This is a genomic window from Allobranchiibius sp. CTAmp26 (assembly GCF_017565405.1).
In the GTDB taxonomy this organism is placed as follows: domain Bacteria; phylum Actinomycetota; class Actinomycetes; order Actinomycetales; family Dermatophilaceae; genus Allobranchiibius.
This window is the reverse complement of the sequence record NZ_JAGEKR010000017.1, coordinates 58,800-78,803: the sequence shown is the minus strand read 5'-3', so window position 1 is coordinate 78,803 and position 20,004 is coordinate 58,800. Positions and strand designations below refer to the sequence as shown.

The 20,004-nt window shown below is 69.9% G+C and carries 17 protein-coding genes; 11 read left to right on the top strand and 6 right to left on the bottom strand.

Going from position 1 to position 20,004, the window contains the following annotated elements; all coding sequences use genetic code 11:
* Window positions 1–18 precede the first annotated feature (18 nt).
* Window positions 19–1,200, bottom strand: a complete 1,182-nt coding sequence (locus tag J4030_RS13335) for a pyridoxal phosphate-dependent aminotransferase (protein ID WP_208049719.1) — start codon at window positions 1,198–1,200, stop codon at window positions 19–21.
* 282 nt (window positions 1,201–1,482) lie between these two features.
* Here J4030_RS13335 and rpsB point away from each other — a divergent pair, with 282 nt between their 5' ends.
* The 6 genes from rpsB (at window position 1,483) to rlmN (ending at window position 7,198) form a co-directional block, all read left to right on the top strand.
* Window positions 1,483–2,454 (top strand): 30S ribosomal protein S2, encoded by a 972-nt coding sequence (rpsB, locus tag J4030_RS13330; protein ID WP_208049718.1) that lies wholly within the window; start codon window positions 1,483–1,485, stop codon window positions 2,452–2,454.
* A gap of 57 nt (window positions 2,455–2,511) precedes the next feature.
* On the top strand, window positions 2,512–3,339 hold the full coding sequence (gene tsf / locus J4030_RS13325; RefSeq protein ID WP_208049717.1) for a translation elongation factor Ts: 828 nt from the start codon (window positions 2,512–2,514) through the stop codon (window positions 3,337–3,339).
* Between the two features lie 347 nt (window positions 3,340–3,686).
* A complete protein-coding gene (pyrH, locus tag J4030_RS13320; protein WP_307864694.1) occupies window positions 3,687–4,418 on the top strand; it encodes a UMP kinase in 732 nt (243 codons plus the stop codon).
* A gap of 57 nt (window positions 4,419–4,475) precedes the next feature.
* Window positions 4,476–5,042 carry a ribosome recycling factor gene (gene frr, locus J4030_RS13315; protein WP_208049716.1) on the top strand — a complete coding sequence of 189 codons (567 nt, stop codon included), beginning with the start codon at window positions 4,476–4,478 and terminating at the stop codon, window positions 5,040–5,042.
* A 22-nt stretch (window positions 5,043–5,064) separates the two neighbouring features.
* The gene (locus J4030_RS13310) at window positions 5,065–5,976 is read left to right on the top strand and encodes a phosphatidate cytidylyltransferase (protein WP_208049715.1); all 912 of its coding nucleotides are present in this window, start codon (window positions 5,065–5,067) and stop codon (window positions 5,974–5,976) included.
* 55 nt (window positions 5,977–6,031) lie between these two features.
* Window positions 6,032–7,198, top strand: a complete 1,167-nt coding sequence (rlmN, locus tag J4030_RS13305; protein ID WP_208049714.1) for a 23S rRNA (adenine(2503)-C(2))-methyltransferase RlmN — start codon at window positions 6,032–6,034, stop codon at window positions 7,196–7,198.
* Between the two features lie 9 nt (window positions 7,199–7,207).
* Here rlmN and J4030_RS13300 read toward each other — a convergent pair whose 3' ends face one another.
* Window positions 7,208–8,305, bottom strand: a complete 1,098-nt coding sequence (locus tag J4030_RS13300) for an LOG family protein (protein ID WP_307864693.1) — start codon at window positions 8,303–8,305, stop codon at window positions 7,208–7,210.
* 155 nt (window positions 8,306–8,460) lie between these two features.
* Here J4030_RS13300 and J4030_RS13295 point away from each other — a divergent pair, with 155 nt between their 5' ends.
* The gene (locus J4030_RS13295; RefSeq protein WP_208049712.1) at window positions 8,461–8,949 is read left to right on the top strand and encodes a hypothetical protein; all 489 of its coding nucleotides are present in this window, start codon (window positions 8,461–8,463) and stop codon (window positions 8,947–8,949) included.
* Between the two features lie 89 nt (window positions 8,950–9,038).
* Window positions 9,039–10,937 carry an acetate--CoA ligase gene (locus J4030_RS13290; RefSeq protein WP_208049711.1) on the top strand — a complete coding sequence of 633 codons (1,899 nt, stop codon included), beginning with the start codon at window positions 9,039–9,041 and terminating at the stop codon, window positions 10,935–10,937.
* Window positions 10,938–10,946: 9 nt separating this feature from the next.
* Here J4030_RS13290 and J4030_RS13285 read toward each other — a convergent pair whose 3' ends face one another.
* From J4030_RS13285 to J4030_RS13270, 4 genes are all read right to left on the bottom strand, one after another.
* Window positions 10,947–12,194: a trans-acting enoyl reductase family protein gene (locus tag J4030_RS13285; RefSeq protein ID WP_208049710.1), complete on the bottom strand. Its 1,248-nt coding sequence runs from the start codon at window positions 12,192–12,194 to the stop codon at window positions 10,947–10,949.
* A 47-nt stretch (window positions 12,195–12,241) separates the two neighbouring features.
* Window positions 12,242–13,294, bottom strand: coding sequence for a winged helix DNA-binding domain-containing protein (locus tag J4030_RS13280; protein WP_208049709.1), 1,053 nt, complete (start codon window positions 13,292–13,294; stop codon window positions 12,242–12,244).
* 102 nt (window positions 13,295–13,396) lie between these two features.
* Window positions 13,397–14,848 (bottom strand): aspartate aminotransferase family protein, encoded by a 1,452-nt coding sequence (locus tag J4030_RS13275; RefSeq protein ID WP_208049708.1) that lies wholly within the window; start codon window positions 14,846–14,848, stop codon window positions 13,397–13,399.
* A complete protein-coding gene (locus tag J4030_RS13270; RefSeq protein ID WP_208049821.1) occupies window positions 14,845–15,291 on the bottom strand; it encodes an Lrp/AsnC family transcriptional regulator in 447 nt (148 codons plus the stop codon). The genes J4030_RS13275 and J4030_RS13270 overlap by 4 nt, the downstream gene beginning before the upstream one ends.
* A 174-nt stretch (window positions 15,292–15,465) precedes the next feature.
* Between J4030_RS13270 and J4030_RS13265 the strand changes: the two genes are divergently transcribed.
* From J4030_RS13265 to J4030_RS13255, 3 genes are read left to right on the top strand one after another with little or no spacing between them, the layout of a single operon-like run.
* Window positions 15,466–16,836: an L-serine ammonia-lyase gene (locus J4030_RS13265; protein WP_208049707.1), complete on the top strand. Its 1,371-nt coding sequence runs from the start codon at window positions 15,466–15,468 to the stop codon at window positions 16,834–16,836.
* A gap of 49 nt (window positions 16,837–16,885) precedes the next feature.
* Window positions 16,886–18,334, top strand: a complete 1,449-nt coding sequence (locus tag J4030_RS13260; RefSeq protein WP_208049706.1) for a gamma-aminobutyraldehyde dehydrogenase — start codon at window positions 16,886–16,888, stop codon at window positions 18,332–18,334.
* A 49-nt stretch (window positions 18,335–18,383) separates the two neighbouring features.
* Window positions 18,384–19,832 (top strand): NAD-dependent succinate-semialdehyde dehydrogenase, encoded by a 1,449-nt coding sequence (locus J4030_RS13255; protein ID WP_208049705.1) that lies wholly within the window; start codon window positions 18,384–18,386, stop codon window positions 19,830–19,832.
* The last annotated feature ends 172 nt before the right edge of the window (window positions 19,833–20,004 follow it).

Sequence of the window (20,004 nt, the reverse complement as noted above, 5' to 3'; positions counted from 1 at the left end):
GCTCGAACGTAGACCCGTTCAGTCCGCCAGGTGAGCCAGTCGCCGTACCCCTTCGGCCAGGACGTCGTCCTGCTTGCAGAACGCGAGCCGCACCAGGGACGCCACCTCTGCCGGATCGTCGTGGAACGCGCTCACCGGCACTCCGGCGACACCCACCCCGGTCGGCATCGCCCGGCACAGCCGCAGCGCGTCGGGATCGAAGCGGGCGAGGTCGGCGATCACGAAATAGCCGCCGGCAGGCACGCTGACCGGCACGTCGAGCCGCCGCAGCCCGTCGACCAGCAGGTCGCGGCGACGCCTCATCGTGTCGGTCAACTCCACGAAGAAGCCGTCGGGCAGTCCGAGACCGACGGCGATGGCGGGCTGGAAGGGTCCGCTGGCCACGAACGTCAGGAACTGCTTGACCGTCCGCACCGCCTGCACCAGGTGCGCCGGTCCGTGCACCCAGCCCACCTTCCAGCCGGTCGTGGCGAAGGTCTTGCCTCCCGACCCGATCGTGAGGGTGCGCGCCGCCATGCCCGGCAATGTCGCGACCGGGATGTGCTCGCCGTCGTAGACCAGGTGCTCGTAGACCTCGTCGGTCACCACCAACGCGTCGTGCTCGCGCGCCAACGACGCGGCCAGCTCCAGCTCGGCCCGGGTGAACACCTTGCCGGTGGGGTTGTGCGGGGTGTTGAGCAGCACCAGGCGGGTCCGCGGCGAGAACGCCGCACGCAACGCGTCCTCGTCCACCGCGAAGTCGGGAAAGGTGAGGGGCGTCGTACGCCGTACGGCGCCGGCCAGAGCGATCGAGGCGGCGTAGGAGTCGTAGTACGGCTCGAAGGTGACGACCTCGTCACCCGGTTCGCAGAGCGCGAGGATGGTCGCGGCGATGGCCTCGGTGGCGCCCGCGGTGACGAGTACCTCGGTGTCGGGGTCGACGTCCAGGTCGTAGAAGCGGCGCTGGTGGGCGCTGATCGCCTGCCGCAGCACCGGCACGCCGATGCCGGGCGGGTACTGGTTCTGGCCGGAGTCGATGGCGTCCTTCGCGGCGTCGAGCACCTCCTGCGGCCCGTCCGCATCGGGGAACCCCTGGCCGAGGTTCACTGCTGCCGCAGCTGCCGCCCGCTGGGTCATCTCGGCGAAGACGGTCTCGCCGAAGCCGCGCATCCGGCTCACCAGGGGCGCGAGAGGCGCTGAGGGCACCGGGGGAGCTGTCATGACGGCCATGCTAGGCGGGCCGATTCGCACCATGGCCTGCGCGCGCCATACACTGGATCCACGGCCTTGGCGAGATCACCTCGGGTGATGTTGCGAGGGTCGAATTCGCGTGTCCACGTCCGGCGCCGCGCCTTCCTCGGGAGGTGTATGCCGGGGCGCACCCGTCAGTCCGACCGCGCAGCACTCGCTGGGCGAGCGGTCCGGGTCGTCTGGACACCAGGTTCACCGGCGCACCCGTGCCGGTGGAAGACAACTGGAAACACTTAACGGAAGGACTTCGGCATGGCCGTCGTCACAATGCGCCAGCTCCTCGAGAGCGGCGTCCACTTCGGGCACCAGACCCGCCGTTGGAACCCGAAGATGAAGCGCTTCATCATGACCGAGCGCAACGGCATCTACATCATCGACCTGCAGCAGTCGCTGACCTACCTCAACGAGGCGTACGACTTCGTCAAGCAGACCGTGGCGCACGGCGGCACGATCCTGTTCGTCGGCACCAAGAAGCAGGCGCAGGAGTCGGTCGCCGAGCAGGCGACCCGCGTGGGCATGCCCTACGTCAACCACCGCTGGCTGGGCGGCATGCTCACCAACTTCGGCACCGTCAGCAAGCGCCTCGCGCGGCTGAAGGAGCTCGAGGAGATCGACTACGACGACGTCGCCGGTTCCGGTCGCACCAAGAAGGAACTTCTGGTGATGAACCGCGAGAAGGTCAAGCTGGAGCGCACCCTCGGCGGTATCCGCGACATGGCCAAGGTCCCCTCGGCCGTCTGGATCGTGGACACCAAGAAGGAGCACCTGGCCGTCACCGAGGCCCGGAAGCTGAACATCCCGGTCATCGCGATCCTGGACACCAACTGCGACCCGGACGAGGTCGACTACAAGATCCCGGGCAACGACGACGCGATCCGTTCGGTCACGCTGCTCACCCGCGTCGTCGCCGACGCCGTCGCCGACGGTCTGATCACCCGATCGCAGGGTCGTTCCGGCGAGGGCGAGCCGGCCGAGCCGATGGCCGAGTGGGAGCAGGAGCTGTTGAACTCCCAGACCGCTGCCGCCGACACGGACACCGCTGCCGGGCCGACCCAGACGGCCGAGGCCGCCGTGGAGACCGCCGACGCCGACGTCACCACCGGTGACGCCGCGGGCGTGGAGGCTGCCACCGAGGCTGCTGCCGCCGAGACCACCGGTGAGGCTCCGGCCGCTGCCGAGGCCCCGGCCACCGACGCACCGGCCGACGACACCGCGGGCGCCTGAGCCCACGAGCGTCGTACCCACTTTTCACGTCTCTTCGCGAAGGAGCGAGGCATAGCTATGGCGAATTACACCGCCGCTGACATCAAGGCGCTGCGCGAGTCGACCGGCGCCGGAATGCTCGACGTCAAGAAGGCGCTCGACGAGGCCGACGGCGATCAGGCCAAGGCCACGGACATCCTGCGGGTCAAGGGCCAGAAGGGTGTCACCAAGCGCGAGGGCCGCACCACGGAGAACGGCCTCGTCGCCGCCTCCGCCGGTGACGGCGTCGGCACGCTCGTGGAGCTGCTCTGCGAGACCGACTTCGTGGCCAAGAGCCCGAAGTTCGGCGACCTGGCGGCCGTCGTCCTGAAGGTCGCGGTCTCCTCGGGCGCCGCGGACGCGGACAGCCTGCTGGTGGCGTCCGGCGACGACGGCAAGACCGTCAAGGAGCTGCTGGACGACGCCAACGCCGCCATCGGCGAGAAGATCGAGATCAAGCGCGTCGCCCGCATCGAGGCGCCGGTCGTGGCCGCGTACCTGCACAAGACCAGCCCGGACCTGCCTGCGCAGATCGGTGTGCTGGTGGGTGCGAGCGGCTCGGAGCAGACCGCCCGGGACGTCGCAATGCACGTCGCGGCGTTCAACCCGACGGTCCTGCACCGCGACGACGTCGACGAGGAGACCGTGGCCAACGAGCGCCGGGTCGCCGAGGCGACGGCGCGCGAGGAGGGCAAGCCCGAGCAGGCCCTGCAGCGCATCGTCGAGGGCCGGGTCAACGGGTACTTCAAGGAGAACGTGCTGCACGACCAGCCGTTCGCCAAGGAGCCGAAGAAGACCGTCGCCAAGGTCGCCGACGAGGCGGGCGTGCAGATCTCTGCCTTCGTCCGGTTCAAGGTCGGCGTCTGACGAAGCACGTAGCGCAGGGTGTGCCGAGCGAAGCGAGGTGCGCCCGTAGCGGAGTGTGAGGAGGGCGCCGAGGAAGTTCGGCGTCTGACGAAGCACGTGGCGCGTGAATCCGCGCGGTACACGGGGGTCAGCCCTCGTGTACCGCGCGGTTTCTGTGTCCCGAGGTAGGGAATCGGCGCTGCGGTCACTTACCTGCACCGCCGTGCGCGGCCGGGATAGGGAGTGGGCGATGCGGTCACTTTCCTGCACCTCGCACTCCCTGCCCCAGGACGTCGGCGTGGCTGCCCGCCGAGAATCTGTGGAAGTATCTACCGACCCCTGAACGCCGATCACTCGGGAGTAGTCACGTGACCACCCAGCCCTCCATCGACCGCCCGGCCCGGGTCCTGCTCAAGCTGTCGGGCGAGGTTTTCGGCGGGGGAGCCGTCGGGGTCGACCCCGACGTCGTGAAGGACATCGCCGAGCAGATCGCGGTCGCGGCCCGGTCCGGCGTACAGATCGCCATCGTGATCGGCGGCGGCAACTTCTTCCGCGGCGCCCAGTTGCAGCAGAAGGGCATGGACCGGGTCCGCGCGGACTACATGGGCATGCTCGGCATCGTGATGAACTGCCTGGCGCTGCAGGACTTCCTGGAGAAGGAGGACGTCGACACCCGGGTGCAGACGGCCATCGCCATGGGCCAGGTCGCCGAGCCCTACATCCCGCGGCGCGCGATCCGGCACATGGAGAAGGGGCGCGTCGTGATCTTCGGCGCGGGGATGGGCATGCCGTTCTTCTCCACCGACACGGTCGCGGTGCAACGGGCCCTGGAGAGCCGCTGCGACGTGGTGCTGGTGGCCAAGAGCGGGGTCGACGGGGTCTACACAGCCGACCCGAAGCTGGACCCGTCCGCCACCCGTATCGACGAACTCACCTACGCCGAAGCGGTCGAGCGCGACCTGAAGGTCCTGGACCAGACGGCGTTCGCACTGTGCGCCGAGAACAAGCTGCCGATGGTGGTCTTCGGCATGGAGGGTCAGGGCAACATCGCCAAGGCACTGCAGGGTGAGAGGATCGGCACGCTGGTGTCGCCGGCCTGACCCTGTCGCCGGTACGACGCCCACCCTCAATCGCGCGGTACGAAGGAGTTCCCCACCATGGACGGCAGCATCGACGAGAGTCTCTTCGAGGCAGAGGAGAAGATGGAGAAGGCCGTCGAGGTCGCCAAGGAGGACTTCTCCGGTATCCGCACCGGTCGGGCCAACGCGGGGATGTTCAACAAGCTCCTGGTGGACTACTACGGCGCGCCGACGCCGCTGCAGCAGCTCGCGTCGTTCCAGACGCCCGAAGCGCGCACCGTGCTGATCCAGCCCTTCGACAAGGGCTCGATGGCCGCCATCGAGAAGGCGCTGCGTGAGTCCGACCTGGGCGTCAACCCCGGCAACGACGGCAACCTGATCCGGATCCAGCTGCCGCAGCTGACCGAGGAACGGCGCCGCGACTACATCAAGCTCGCCCGGAACAAGGGTGAGGACGCCAAGGTGTCGATTCGCAACGTGCGCCGTCGCGCGAAGGAAGAGATCGACAAGCATGTCAAGGACGGCGACGTCGGCGAGGACGAGGGCTCCCGCGCCGAGAAGGAGCTGGAGAGCACCACCAAGAAGTACGTCGACGTGGTCGACGAGCTGATGAAGAGCAAGGAGTCGGAGCTGCTCTCGGTCTGAGCGGTTCCGCCCGACCCCTCCCATGCCCGATCAATCACCCTCCCCTCGACCGCTGACCCGCCGGGACGCGCGAGCGGGCCGCTCCCCGGCTGCCCCCGTCGGCGCCACCCCGGACCGCGGGAACCCCACCCCTCGCGCGGGCCGCAACCTGTACGCCGCGGTCGGCGTGGGCGTCTTGCTCGGCGTGCTCGTGCTGGCCTCCCTCTTCGTTCGACAGGAGTTCTTCGTCGCTCTCGCGACACTCGCCTCGGTCGTCGGCGTGTGGGAGTTGCTGCGTGCCATGCAGCACGGTCGGATCTACCCGCCGGCGGTGCCGACGCTGGTCGCGGCGGCCGCCGTACCGGTCATCGCCTACCTGTGGGGTCCGGTCGCGCTCGCGTCGTCCGTGGTCCTTGCCGTGCTGGTCGTCGTCGTGTGGCGGTCCTTCGGCGAGGAGGAGTCGGCGGTCCCGGACGCGGCGGGTGGCACCTTCGTGGTGCTCTACGTGCCGGCCCTCGTCGGATTCGCGATGCTGCTGCTCCACGAGCACGACGGCCCGCTGCGCATCGTCACCTTCGTGTTGGTGACCATCGCCAGCGACGTCGGCGGGTACGCGGTCGGGGTCGTCTTCGGGAAGCACCCGATGGCGCCGAGCGTCTCGCCGAAGAAGTCGTGGGAGGGCTTCGCCGGCTCGGTCGGCTGCTGCATCCTGGCCGGCGCGCTGTCAGTGGCCCTGCTGCTCGACGGTCGTTGGTGGATCGGTGCGCTGCTCGGGGCACTCGCGGTCGTGACCGCGACCGTCGGTGACCTGTGCGAGTCGATGATCAAACGCGATCTCGGCATCAAGGACATGAGCAACCTGATCCCGGGTCACGGCGGCCTGATGGACCGGCTGGACTCGCTGCTGATCACCGTGCCCGTCGTCTGGGCGATCCTCACGCCGTTCGTCTCCTGACCCTTCGAGCGCTGCGAGTTTTCGCGGCTCGGCCCGCACCTGGGACGATGGTCGTATGCCCACCGTCGACCTGCCCGCCCCGACCCCCCGTCCTACGCCGGGGCAGCTGACCTTCACCGCGCCCCGGCGCTCCAAGCCGCCGACGCACCTGGCCGACCTGGACCCGGCCGGCCGGAAGGCGGCCGTCGAGGCACTGGGACACAAGGGTTTCCGCGCGGCGCAACTGTCGACCCACTACTTCGAACACTTCGTGGACGACCCCGCCGAGATGACCGATCTGCCGAAGGCGGAGCGGGCGAGCCTGGTGCAGGAGCTGATGCCGCCGCTGCTGACGCCGGTGCGCACTTTGGAGGCCGACGACGGTCAGACCATCAAGAGCGTGTGGCGCCTCTTCGACGGTGCGCTGGTCGAGTCGGTGCTGATGCGCTACCCCGGTCGGGTGACCATGTGCATCTCCAGCCAGGCCGGGTGCGGGATGAACTGCCCGTTCTGCGCCACCGGTCAGGAGGGCCTGACCCGTAATCTGTCGACCGCCGAGATCGTCGAGCAGGTCGTCGCGGGCGCCCGAATGCTGCGGGCCGGGCAGTTGCCGGGCGGCGTCGACGAGGATCGTGAGTCGCCGCTGCGGGTGTCCAACGTGGTGTTCATGGGCATGGGGGAGGCCCTGGCGAACTACCGACGCGCGATCGATGCCATCCGCCGGCTCGTCGAGCCGCCGCCGTCCGGTCTCGGGATGAGCGCCCGCCACATCACCATGTCCACCGTCGGGCTGGTGCCCGCGATCGACAAGCTCGCGGCGGAGGGCATCCCGGTCACGCTGGCGCTGTCCTTGCACGCCCCGGACGACGAGCTGCGCAACGAGCTGGTGCCGATCAACAACCGGTGGTCGGTCGACGAGGCGCTCGATGCGGCGTACCGCTATTACGAGAAGACCGGACGGCGGGTGTCCATCGAGTACGCGCTCATCCGCGACATCAACGACCACGCCTGGCGCGCGGACCTGTTGGGGGAGAAGCTCGCCGCCCGCGGCAGCGGGTGGGTGCACGTCAACCCGATCCCGCTCAACCCGACGCCCGGCTCGAAGTGGACCGCGTCGCGGCACGGCGTCGAGCAGCAGTTCGTCGAGCGGCTGCGCGCGCGTGGCATCCCGACGACGGTGCGCGACACGCGTGGCTCGGACATCGACGGGGCCTGCGGGCAACTGGCGGCCTCCACCGCCTGAGACAGGTGGTCAAGCGCCGAGGATGACGTCTGCCGCGGCCTCGGTCGAGTCCACCAGGTGCACGGCGCTCGCCATCGGGCGATCGGCGGCGAGTGCCGTGAGCAGGTCCCAGACCGGCACATCGCGGGTCCACTGCCGCTCGCCGACGAGCACCAGCGGCGGCAGAGAAGCCAGCGACGCCGCGTAGTACATCCGGGTGACGGCCTGGAAGATCTCCTGCACGGTGCCTGCCGCGCCGGGCAGGACCACGACCCCGGCGTCGCAGCGTGCGAGCAGGGTGTCCTCGCGCAGTGCGTTGCTGAAGAACTTCGCGATGCCGGCGCAGAAGACGTGCGGCGGCTCGTGGCCGTAGTACCAGGTGGGCACGCCGATGACCCGGGCCCGATGCTCCGCGTCCGTGTAGCGGTCGCGCACCGCCAGACCCGTCCGCGCCCAGCGCCCGATGTCCGGCCGGTACGACGGGACGCTCGCGAGCTCCACCAGGGCAGCCCGCAGACCGGCGGCGTCGGTCGCGCAGCCGCCGAGACTCGCTGCCTCCATCGCGCCGGGACCGCCACCGGTGAGCACCAGGCAGCCCGCCTCGGCCAGCGTGCGCCCGAGACCCGCGGCGTCGGCGTACGCCGGGCTGCTGCGCAGCTCGTCGTGCCCGCCCATCACTCCTACGACGTGGTGGCCGTCGAGCCGTTCGTCGAGGGCATCGCCGATCGAATCGTCGTGGATCGCCCGCATCACCGTCGCGTAGGCGTCGCGCGTCGTGGCCGGGTCGAGCAGCCAGTCGTACGCGCGACGGTCCGGAGTGCCGACGTACCCGTGGGCCGCCAGCCCCGCGTAGAGCTCGCGCGGCTCGTACAGCCGCGAGCGGTAGGGATTCACCGGCAACGACGGGTCGGGCGGGAAGACCAGCGCACCCGCCGCGCGCAGGTGCGCGATCAGCGCGTCGGGAACCACGCCGCCGAGGACGACCAGACCCGTCAGGTCCGACATCGTCAGCAGATCGGGCATCGCGTCGCGCAGGTCGATGTCCTGCAGGCGCAGCCCCTTCAACGACTCTCCGCGGGCGATCCTGCTGCGCAACGCCCGACTGCTGGTGATCTCCCCGGTGCCCACGAGGCCATCCTGCCGGTCGGGATCACGGTTCGGTCTCGAACCGCCTCCCGAGACAACCGAATCGAGTGCTCGTACGTCTGCCCAAGTGCCGGTGGACATCACCGGCGTACTCGGGGAGCGACCAACCGGTCGCAGAGCAAGGAGAAGGACAGCAGATGAAGCGTGCGGTGTGTGTGATTCCGGCAGCAGTGGCGATCGCGGCGGCGGGGGCGGTGTCGGTGGCCCAGGCGGCCCCGGCCGCGCACTCGGTGAAGAGCGTGACGAGCCTGAACAACGCCGTCAGCCACCGGACGTCGCCCGCCATCGTGACCCATCGGGGGATCACGACGCGGTCGACGAGCTCGACGAGCTCGACGAGCTCGACGAACGCCGCGATCACCGCGGCCATCAAGCACAGCCCGTTGCTCGGGGACGTGCCGGCGTCCGACGTCGCTGTGCGCTCCATCCGGGTCGCGTCGACGAATGCCTCGTGGGCCTCGGCCGTGGTGCACCCGATCGACCAGCGCACCGATGACGCGAGCGTCGCGCTGCACCGCGTCAAGGGCCGGTGGACCGTCGTCACCCTCGGCACGGCGGGGGTGGGCTGCGCGGTGCCGGCGTCGCTGCGTTCCAACCTGCACCTGATCTGCGAGGGCGGTTACTGACCGACCGACCCGCCGACTGCGCATGTCGCGTGCCCGATCCGGGGTGAATCGGGACCCGACATGCGCAGTCGGCGTGGAGAATGACGGGCATGAGCAGCGGCGCGTACGAGGCGGCATACGAAGCGAGCATGCGGGACCCGGAGGCGTTCTGGGCTGATGCCGCGCGCGGCATCGACTGGATCAACTTCCCCAAGACCGTGCTGGACGACTCCCACGCGCCGTTGTACCGGTGGTTCCCCGACGGCCGGATGAACACCTGCTTCAACGCGCTCGACCGTCACGTGATCGCCGGGCGGGCCGACCAGCCCGCGGTGATATGGGACAGCCCGGTGACGCAGGACAGCCGCACCTACACGTACGCGCAGCTGCTCGACCTGGTCGGGCGGGCCGCCGGGATGCTCACGGCACTGGGAGTGCAGAAGGGCGACCGCGTCGTCATCTACCTGCCGATGATCCCCGAGGCAGTCGTCAGCATGCTGGCCTGCGCGCGGATCGGCGCGGTGCACGCGGTGGTCTTCGGCGGGTTCGCCCCGGCCGAGCTCGCCGCGCGGATCGACGATGCCCGCCCGAAGGTGCTCATCACCGCCTCGTGCGGGGTCGAGCGCACCCGCGTGGTGGAGTACAAGCCGATGGTCGACGCGGCGATCGAGCGTGCGCAGCACCCGCCGGAGAGCGTTGTCGTACTCCAGCGCCCGCAGGCCGAGGCCCCGATGGGCGAGCGGGACATCGACTGGCGAACGGCCATGCGCCCCGACGGTGTCGGGGCCGCGGGCTGCGTGCCGATGCTGGGGTCGGACCCGCTGTACATCCTGCACACCTCCGGCACCACCGGCCGACCCAAGGGGATCGTGCGCGACACCGGTGGCCACGCGGTCGCGCTGCACTGGTCGATGACGCACATCTTCGGGATGCAGCCGGGTGACGTGTGGTTCACCGCGTCCGACGTCGGCTGGGTGGTCGGCCACTCCTACATCGTCTACGCGCCGCTGCTCGCGGGCTGCACGACCGTGCTGCTCGAGGGCAAGCCGGTCGGCACACCCGATGCGTCGACGTTCTGGCGGATGATCGAACAGCACCGGATCGCAGGGCTGTTCACCGCCCCGACCGGCATCCGCGCCATCAAGAAGGAAGACCCGGAGGGCGCACTGATCGCCGGACGCGACCTGTCGAGTCTGCGCACCCTCTTCCTCGCGGGGGAGCGCACCGACCCCGACACCTGGCAGTGGGCGACCGACCGGCTGCAGGTGCCGGTCATCGACAACTGGTGGCAGACCGAGACCGGCTGGCCGATCTGCGCGAACCCGATCGGCACGCAGCTCTTCCCGATCAAGCCCGGGTCGGCGACGATGCCGAGCCCGGGGTACGACGTCCGCGTGCTCGACGCCGACGGCGAGCCGTGTGCACCGGGCCAGGAGGGCGCGCTGTGCATCAAGCTGCCGATGCCGCCCGGCACCCTGGCGACGCTGTGGGGCGACGACGACCGGTACGTCGAGTCCTACCTGTCGGCGTACGACGGGTACTACCTGACCGGCGACGGCGGGTACATCGACGACGACGGGTATGTCTGGGTGATGGGGCGCACCGACGACGTGCTCAACGTCGCAGGGCATCGTCTCTCGACCGGCGGCCTCGAGGCCGTCGTGGCGAGTCACCCGGCCGTCGCCGAGTGCGCGGTCATCGGCGTCGCCGACGAGCTGAAGGGTCAGGTGCCGCGAGCACTGGTGGTGCTGAAGGGCGCCGACGAGCCGTCCGAGGAGGAGCAGGAGCGCATCCGTACCGAACTCACCCAGCTGGTCCGCGAGCAGGTCGGCGCGATCGCCGGTCTGCAGCGGGTCGACATCGTGGCGGCGCTGCCGAAGACCCGGTCGGGCAAGATCCTGCGCCGCACGATGCGCCAGCTCGCCGACGGCGACGACCCGCAGGTGCCCGGCACGATCGAGGACACGGCGGTGCTCGACGCACTGGCCCCGGTGCTGCGCGGTCCGTGACCCCTGGAGTCAGACGCGCTCGGCCTGCACGGTGAAGCCGCGGTCGCGCAGCCGCGCGGCGTACACGTCGCCGAGCGCCGTGGCCGGGGTCAGCACCCCACCGGTCAGGCCGTCGGGAAGCGGGCACTGCTCGCGCTGGGTCGCCAGCGCGAGCGCGGCTTCGCCGAGCATCACGCAGGTGGCCGCATAACCCGGATCGCCCTGTGCCGCAACGACGCTGCGGTACGCCCTGCCGTCGGTGGTGGTCGTGCGGGCGTCGACCTTGAAGAAGCCCTTGGCGCGCGCCTCGGCGCTCGGACCCTCACCCGCCTTGGGCAGCGCACGGTTGACCAGCGGCCGCAACGGCGACAGGCTCAGCGCACCGAAGGCGGCCGCGAGTCCACCGGCCAGCGCGTATGCCGTGGCGCGTCCCGCGAGACCCGCGCCGGTCTTCTGCACCTCGCGGTAACGGAACGCGCTGCCGTAGTCGTGACCGCGAAGGGCGTTGCTGCGCCGCACGATCCGAGTGTTGAAGGTCGACATCACGAAGGGCCCGGTCCACGCCTTCACCTCGGGGGCGTAGCGCACGGACACGCTGTCGCGCCATTCGCCCTGCGGCTCCGCCGAACGGTCGGGGGAGAGCGCGAACTTGTCGACGGCGACCGCACGCTTGGCCTTGTCGGAGCGCACCTCGTCGATCTGACCCTTCATCGAGTCCAGCGTCCCGCCACTGGCCCCGCCCTTCATCGTGACGAAGAGCGTGGTGTCGGTGAGCTCACCCGCGGCGTCCGCCGCGACTCGCTCGGCCAGGGTCAGCACGGCGAGGTCGGAGGGCACCGAGTCGAATCCGCACGAGTGCACGATGCGCGCCCCGGACGCGACAGCGGCGGCGTGGTAAAGGTCGATCGACTCGCGGACGAAGAGCACCTCGCCGGTCAGGTCGACGTAGTCCGTGCCGGCCTCGGCGCAGGCTTTCACCAGAGGCAGGCCGTACCTCGCGTAAGGGCCGACGGTGGTGATGACCACGCGAGTCCGCTCCGCGAGCGCCGCCAGCGAGGCGTCATCGCTCGAATCCGCGCTGATCAGAGGCCAGTCCGAGGCCGAGGGGCCCAGGGACGTGCGGACGTCCTCGAGCTTGGCGGTGTTGCGCCCAGCGAGGCCGATACGCACACCTGCCGGGGCGTACGCCGCCAGGTGCTCGGCGGTGAGCTTGCCCACGAAGCCGGTGGCGCCGAAGAGGACGATGTCGAGCTCGCGTTGGTCACGGGGAGTTGGCATGGACCGAAGGCTATCGATCCCGCCGCCGAGCTCCACCCGGTGACTCGTCAGCGGGCAGGCACCATGAGGCGGGCGGCCGACAGCCGTCTGCTCGGCGGGTGCTCGAACAGCTCGACCCGCGGCGGCTCCCGTGGATCCTTCGGCGCCGACCAGGTGCCCACGGCGCGGCCGCCGTCGAGCACGACGGGGCGGAACACCCCGTTGCCTCCCGGCACGATGTGGTCGGCGAACGCGGGTGGCAGGGTCGCGGAGCGGTCGGCGTACCCCAGCAGGATCTCGTCGAACGCCGCGGTGAGGATCGGCGTGAGGGTCGCGCGGGACATGCCGGCCTCGACGACCTCGGGCGTCGCGTAGAGGGTGACCCCGTCCAGCGTGAGTTCGTCGAGACCGTCGACGATCTGCTCCCACACCGGCGCGACCTCCCGCACCAGCAGCTTGGTCCACCACAGGAAGTCCGCGCGAGCCGCCGGACCGTGCGACACCAGATGCCGCCTGGCCCAGGTCGCGACAGGATCGGGTGGCGGCTGTGCAGCGGGCAGCCACTCGTCGCACAGCACGAACTGCTGGACCCCGTCGCGGATCGGTCCCAGGCAGATGATCGTGTCGACCAACAGGTCGACCACCAGGTGAGCGCCCCGCTGGCCGGAGACGTCGACGCCGGCGGCGGTCCACATATCCAGCAGCTCACGTCGGGTCAGCGCCGCACCGCCGCGCAGGAGCTCGCGCGTCAGCTCGCGCACGGCCACCAGTTGCGGAGCGTCGACGCCCAGTCCGGCGAGACGCGTGGCGTACTGCGCGCGGATCCGATCGGCCGTGAGCGCCAGCATCCAGCGCAGATCGGCGGCGAGGACGGTGTGCAGCGTGCCGCGGACGGGCCAGGAGCGCACGATGCGTCCGGCGTCGTACGCCGCGTCGACGGCCTGCACTGACCGCGCGGTGGTGCGCGCCGCGAGGGCGACGCGGCAGGCGCGCCAGTCCTGGGACTGGGTGCACGTCAGATGCCGTACGACGTCTTCGGGCGTCGCCAGCGAGCGACCGACGAGGCACTGCGCGGCCAGCCGCATCCGGGCGACCTGCTGATGCGTGACCGCGCGGGACATGCCAGAACGTTAGGGGCACGCACCGACAAGCACCGCACAACGAAGAGGGTCGTCGCGCGCCCCATGGAGCGCGCGACGACCCTGATCGGGCGTGCGTCAGATCTAGAGCATGTCCCAGGCCCGGGTCAGCACGTCGCGCAGCATGCCCTCGATCGCGTCGAACTCGGTGGGTCCGATGATCAGTGGCGGCGAGAGCTGTACGACGGGGTCGCCGCGGTCGTCCGCGCGGCAGTAGAGGCCGGCGTCGAAGAGCGCCTTGGAGAGGAATCCGCGCAGCATCCGCTCGGACTCGTCCTCGTTGAACGTCTCCCGGGTCGTCTTGTCCTTCACCAGCTCGATGCCGTAGAAGAAGCCCTCACCGCGCACGTCGCCGACGATGGGCAGGTCCTTCAGCTTCTCCAGCGTCGCGCGGAACTTCGGCGCGTTCTGGTGCACGTGGTCGGTCAGGCCCTCCCGCTCGAAGATGTCGAGGTTGGCCATCGCCACCGCGGCCGAGACCGGGTGGCCACCGAAGGTGTAGCCGTGCGGGAACGCCGTCGTGCCGTGCTTGTAGGGCTCGAACAGCTTCTCGCTGGCGATCATCGCGCCGATGGGGGAGTAACCGGACGTCATGCCCTTGGCGCAGGTGATGATGTCGGGCTGGTAGTCGAAGTCGCGGCAGGCGAAGATCTCGCCGATCCGGCCGAACGCGCAGATCGTCTCGTCCGAGACCAGCAGCACGTCGTACTCGTCGCAGATCTCGCGGACGCGCTCGAAGTACCCGGGCGGGGGCGGGAAGCAGCCGCCGGCGTTCTGCACCGGCTCGAGGAAGACGGCCGCGACGGTGTCGGGACCCTCGAACTCGATGGCCTCGCCGATCCGGTCGGCAGCCCACCGGCCGAACTTCTTCGGGTCGTCGCGCAGGTCGTCGTGCGCGCGGTAGATGTTGGTGTTCGGCACCCGGAACGCGCCGGGTACCAGCGGCTCGAACATCTCCTTCAGCTCCGGGATGCCGGTGATCGACAGCGCGCCCTGCGGGGTGCCGTGGTAGGCGATCGCGCGGCTGATGACCTTGTGCTTGCCGGGCTTGCCCTGCAGCTTGAAGTAGTGCTTGGCGAGCTTCCACGCCGACTCCACGGCCTCGCCGCCGCCAGTGGTGAAGAAGACCCGGTTCAGGTCGCCGGGAGCGTACGCCGCGAGCCGCTCGGCCAGGTCGATCGCCGAGGGGTGCGCGTAGGACCAGATCGGGAAGAACGCCAGCTCCTTGGCCTGCTTCGCAGCGGCCTGCGCGAGCTCCTCGCGACCGTGGCCCACCTGCACGGTGAAGAGTCCGGCGAGCCCGTCGAGGTACTTGCGGCCCTCGGCGTCCCAGATGTACGCGCCGTCGCCCTTGACGATGACGGGCACGTTGGCGCCCTGGCCACCGGAGGACGTCGGCTCGTAGACCGACTGGCGGGTGAAGTGCCCCCAGAGGTGGTCGCGGGCCGCCTCGTAGCGCGGCGTACCGGCGGGCGTGGTGCCCGCGCCCGTGCTGGACGCGGCGTGAGCGGTGGTCTCTTGCGCAGTTGTGGTCATCTCGTGCCCCAGTCGTAGCGTTGTTTGTGCAATTTGAGGTAGACGAGCGTCTCGGTGTCGGTGACGCCCGGCATGGTGCGGATCGTGTCGGTGAGGAGGCGCAGCAGGTGTTCGTCGTCCTCGCAGACGACCTCGACCAGCAGATCGAAGCGGCCGGCGGTCATCACGACGTACGCGATCTCCGGGAGTTCGCCCAGGCGCTGGGCGACGTCGCCCAGGTCGCCGGTGACGCGCAGCCCGATCATCGCCTGGCGTCGGAACCCCACCTGGGCGGGATCGGTGACGGCGACGATCTGCAGCACCTCCGCGTCCAGCAACCGCTGCACGCGTCCGCGCACGGCGGCCTCGGACAGGCCGATCTCGCGGGCGATCGAGGAGTAGGCCGCCCGACCGTCCTGCTGGAGTCGCGCGATGATGGCCTTGGACGTGTCGTCGAGCATCATCGGCGATGTACGAATAGCATCGCTCACGACGGTAGGTTTGCACGAAATTCGGAGGTAAGCAAGGGTTATGACCCTGATTTCGTTGCCAGATAGCGTACTGGGCGGTACTTTGCGAAGGTCGGGGCGAGGTCGGACGGGATCCCGCTCGACACGACATGCAGGAGGTGGCGCGGGATGGCTCTGAGTGCGTTCGATCTCTACTCCGTCGGCATCGGCCCGTCCTCCTCCCACACGGTCGGTCCGATGAGGGCTGCCGGCACGTTCGTCGCGGGCCTGCGCCGCAGCGACGTCTTCGACCGGGTCACCCGGGTGCGCGCGCAGCTGTTCGGCTCGCTCGGCGCGACCGGTCACGGGCACGGCTCGGACAAGGCCGTGATCCTCGGGCTGATGGGCGCAGTGCCCGAGACGGTCGACACCGACGCGGCCGACGGCCAGGTCGCGGCCGTGCGCACGGCGGGGGAGCTGTCGCTCGGCGGTGAGCGCCCGATCGCTTTCGATGCCGACGACGACGTGGTGATGCACCGGCGCAAGTCGTTGCCGGCCCACCCCAACGGGATGACCTTCGAGGCGTACGACGGCGACCTTCTGCTGCTCGAGCGCACCTACTACTCGGTCGGCGGCGGCTTCGTGGTCGACGGCGCGGCGACCGGGGCCGACCGGGTGGTGCTGGACGACACCCGGGTCGAGTTCCCCTTCACCACCGGCGGACAGCTGCTGGCGATCTGCGAGCTGGAGCGGATGAGCGTCAGCGACGTGATGCTGCGCAACGAACTCAGCTGGCGCACGGAGAGCGAGATACGCGCCGGACTGCTGCACCTGTGGGAGGTCATGCGCGAGTGCGTCCAGGCCGGGCTACGGCACGGTGGCTGCCTGCCGGGCGGTCTGAAGGTGCCCCGGCGCGCGCCCGACCTGTACGCCGCGCTCACGGTCGGTGAGCTGCGCGACGACCCGCTGCGGGTCATGGACTGGGTCAACCTGTGGGCCCTGGCGGTCAACGAGGAGAACGCCTCGGGTGGCCGGGTGGTCACCGCGCCGACGAACGGCGCGGCCGGGATCATCCCCGCGGTGCTGCATTACTACACGACGTACGTCGACGGCGCGGACGACGACGGCGTGGTCCGGTTCCTGCTGACCGCCGCCGCGATCGGCATCCTCTTCAAGGAGGGCGCCTCGATCTCCGGAGCCGAGGTGGGCTGCCAGGGCGAGGTCGGCTCGGCCTGCGCGATGGCCTCGGGCGCGCTGTGCGAGGTCATGGGCGGCTCGCCGTCCCAGGTGGAGAACGCTGCCGAGATCGGCATCGAGCACAACCTCGGACTCACCTGCGACCCGGTCGGCGGGCTGGTGCAGATCCCCTGCATCGAGCGCAACGCGATCGCCAGCGTGAAGGCGATCAACGCGGCACGCCTGTCCCGCAACGGCACCGGAATCCACACGGTCAGCCTGGATAAGGCGATCAAGACCATGCGCGAGACCGGCCGCGACATGTCCGTGAAGTACAAGGAGACCGCCCGCGGCGGCCTCGCGGTGAACGTGATCGAGTGCTAGTACGAACCTTTCGACGCCCATGATTCGCAGCCACAAGGAGAGCAGCACCATGACCGATTCCCCGCGCCAACTGCGCAACTTCATCGGCGGCGAGTACGTCGACGGACGGGGCGAGGAGACCCTCGACCTGATCAGCCCCGTGACCGCGCAGGTCGTCGCCCAGGCGCCGATCTCCGTGCAGGCGGACGTCGACGCGGCGTACGCGGCGGCCGAGAAGGGGTTCTCCGAGTGGGGTCAGGTGACCCCGAGCGAACGTCAGCAGGCCCTGCTGAAGTTCGCCGACGCGATCGAGGCGCGGGCCGACGACTTCGTGAAGTTGGAGGCGCAGAACACCGGCAAGCCTTTCGCGCTGACGGCATCGGAGGAGGTGCCGCCGATGGTGGATCAACTGCGCTTCTTCGCCGGTGCGGCTCGGGTGCTGGAGGGCGTGTCGGCGGGGGAGTACCTCGCCGGGCACACCTCGTGGATCCGCCGCGAGCCGATCGGCGTGGTCGGCCAGGTGACGCCCTGGAACTACCCGATGATGATGGCGATGTGGAAGATCGCTCCGGCGCTCGCCGCCGGCAACGCGATCGTCCTGAAGCCCAGCGACACCACCCCGGAGACGACTCTGCTGCTCGCCGAGCTGGCGGCGCCGTTCCTGCCCGCGGGCACGTTCAACGTCATCACCGGTGACCGCGAGACCGGTGCGAAGGTCGTGGAGCACCCGACGCCGCAGCTCGTGGCCATCACCGGGTCGGTGCGGGCCGGCATGCAGGTCGCCGAGGCCGCCTCGCGCGACCTCAAGCGGGTGCACCTCGAGCTGGGCGGCAAGGCGCCGGTCATCGTCTTCGACGACGCCGACATCGAGGCCGCCGTCGAGGGCATCGCCACCGCCGGCTACTTCAACGCCGGCCAGGACTGCACCGCCGCGACGCGGGTGCTGGTCTCCCCGAAGATCCACGACGACTTCGTCGCTGCGCTCGCGGCGTACGCGAAGAACGACGCGAAGGTGGGCCTGCCGGACGACGAGGACGCGCTTCTCGGCCCGGTCAACAACGCCAACCAGTTGGCGCACGTCACCGGGATGCTGGACCGGCTGCCCGACCACGCGAACATCGCGGCCGGCGGGCACCGGATGAGCGGCCTCGGCGACGGGTACTTCCTGGAGCCCACCGTCGTCTCCGGGCTCACCCAGGAGGACGAGATGAGCCAGCACGAGATCTTCGGCCCGGTCATCTCGGTGCAGCGCATCGAGGACGAGCAGGCCGCGATCCGCGCGGCGAACGGCGTGGAGTACGGCCTCGCGTCGTCGGTGTGGACGCGTGACCTCGGTCGCGCGCTGCGGGTCAGCAAGGCGCTGGACTTCGGCTGCGTCTGGATCAACACCCACATCCCGCTGGTCGCCGAGATGCCGCACGGCGGCTTCAAGCACAGTGGGTACGGCAAGGACCTCAGCCGCTACGGGTTCGAGGACTACACGCGCATCAAGCACGTGATGGCGAACATCAACAGCTGACCGTTGTTGATCAGCAGCTCATCACGCACAGGTTCGACGAGGAGATGACATGACCGGAGCGGTCGAGCAGGTCAGGACGCAGTTGTTCATCGGAGGAATGTGGCGCGACGCCGAGGGTGGCAAGACCCTCACAGTCGACAACCCCGCGACCGGCAAGACGCTGGCCACCGTCGCGGACGCGTCACCCGCCGACGGTGACGCGGCGCTCGCGGCTGCCGCGGCGGCACAGGCGGACTGGGCGCGTACGCCGCCGCGCGACCGCGGGGAGATCCTTCGGTCGGCGTTCGAGCTCATCACCGAGCGCGCCGACCACTTCGCCGAGCTGATGACGCTGGAGATGGGCAAGCCGCTGGCCGAGTCCAGAGGCGAGGTGACCTACGGCGCGGAGTTCTTCCGTTGGTTCTCCGAGGAGGCCGTGCGCATCTCCGGGCGCTGGTCGACGGCGCCGAACGGCGCCACCCGGCTGGTGACGATGAAGGCGCCCGTCGGTCCCACGCTCATGATCACGCCGTGGAACTTCCCGCTCGCGATGGGCACCCGCAAGATCGGCCCGGCCATCGCGGCCGGTTGCACGATGGTGGTCAAGCCCGCCGCCGAGACGCCGCTCACGATGCTGGCGCTCGCGCAGCTGCTGGAGGAGGTGGGGCTGCCCGCGGGGGTACTCAACGTCGTCACCACCACGGACTCCGGCGGAGTCATGGAGCCGCTCATCCGTGACCCGCGTACGCGCAAGCTGACCTTCACCGGCTCCACGGCGGTCGGTCGCAAGCTGGTCGAGCAGTCCGCCGACCAGCTGCTGCGGCTGTCGATGGAGCTGGGCGGCAACGCGCCGTTCATCGTCTTCCAGGACGCCGACGTCGACGCGGCCGTGGACGGGGCGATGCTCGCCAAGATGCGCAACATCGGTGAGGCCTGCACGGCGGCCAACCGGTTCCTGGTGCACGAGGACGTCGCGCAGGAGTTCGGCGAGAAGCTCGCGCAGCGGATGGGTGCGATGGTCGTCGGCGACGGTATGGACGACGGGGTCACCGTCGGTCCGCTGATCAACGCCAAGGCGGTCGACAAGGTCGCGGCCCTGGTGCGCGACGCGGCGCAGCGCGGGTCGAAGGTCGTCTGCGGCGGCGAGCCCGGCGACGGCGAGGGGTTCTTCTACCCACCGACCGTGCTGACCGGCGTACCGGCCGACGCCGACCTCGTCCGCGAGGAGATCTTCGGACCGGTTGCGGCCATCCAGACGTTCACCGACGAGCAGGACGCGATCGACCGCGCCAACTCCACCGAGTACGGCTTGGCGTCGTACTTCTACACCCGCGACCTCTCTCGGGCGATCCGGGTGAGCGAGGGTCTGGAGTACGGCATGGTCGGCGTCAACCAGGGCATCATCTCCAACCCGGCCGCGCCGTTCGGCGGGGTCAAGGCCAGCGGTTACGGCCGTGAGGGTGGCTTCGAGGGGATCGAGGAGTACCTCGAGACCAAGTACGTCGGCCTGGCGCTCTAGCGGTCGCGCTGGGCATCCCGTGGGCCTCCGGTCCTGACGGTGTTCGCGTTCGTTGACGGTGTTCGAACGCCGTCAATGGTGGTGAACGCCGTCAGCGTCCGGCGCGGCCGCCTGACCAGCCGCCGGGCCTGTGGACAACTCCTGCGGCAGCCGGCGGGCTCCTCGTAACGTG

Coding starts and splice junctions, on each gene's coding strand:
- rpsB (WP_208049718.1), top strand. CDS start 1,483: ATGGCCGTCGTCACAATGCGCCAGCTCCTCGAGAGCGGCGTCCACTTC.
- frr (WP_208049716.1), top strand. CDS start 4,476: ATGGACGGCAGCATCGACGAGAGTCTCTTCGAGGCAGAGGAGAAGATG.
- J4030_RS13285 (WP_208049710.1), bottom strand. CDS start 12,194: ATGCCAACTCCCCGTGACCAACGCGAGCTCGACATCGTCCTCTTCGGC.
- J4030_RS13265 (WP_208049707.1), top strand. CDS start 15,466: ATGGCTCTGAGTGCGTTCGATCTCTACTCCGTCGGCATCGGCCCGTCC.
- J4030_RS13255 (WP_208049705.1), top strand. CDS start 18,384: ATGACCGGAGCGGTCGAGCAGGTCAGGACGCAGTTGTTCATCGGAGGA.
- tsf (WP_208049717.1), top strand. CDS start 2,512: ATGGCGAATTACACCGCCGCTGACATCAAGGCGCTGCGCGAGTCGACC.
- J4030_RS13260 (WP_208049706.1), top strand. CDS start 16,886: ATGACCGATTCCCCGCGCCAACTGCGCAACTTCATCGGCGGCGAGTAC.
- J4030_RS13290 (WP_208049711.1), top strand. CDS start 9,039: ATGAGCAGCGGCGCGTACGAGGCGGCATACGAAGCGAGCATGCGGGAC.
- rlmN (WP_208049714.1), top strand. CDS start 6,032: ATGCCCACCGTCGACCTGCCCGCCCCGACCCCCCGTCCTACGCCGGGG.
- J4030_RS13295 (WP_208049712.1), top strand. CDS start 8,461: ATGAAGCGTGCGGTGTGTGTGATTCCGGCAGCAGTGGCGATCGCGGCG.
- J4030_RS13270 (WP_208049821.1), bottom strand. CDS start 15,291: ATGATGCTCGACGACACGTCCAAGGCCATCATCGCGCGACTCCAGCAG.
- J4030_RS13310 (WP_208049715.1), top strand. CDS start 5,065: ATGCCCGATCAATCACCCTCCCCTCGACCGCTGACCCGCCGGGACGCG.
- J4030_RS13275 (WP_208049708.1), bottom strand. CDS start 14,848: ATGACCACAACTGCGCAAGAGACCACCGCTCACGCCGCGTCCAGCACG.
- J4030_RS13280 (WP_208049709.1), bottom strand. CDS start 13,294: ATGTCCCGCGCGGTCACGCATCAGCAGGTCGCCCGGATGCGGCTGGCC.
- J4030_RS13335 (WP_208049719.1), bottom strand. CDS start 1,200: ATGACAGCTCCCCCGGTGCCCTCAGCGCCTCTCGCGCCCCTGGTGAGC.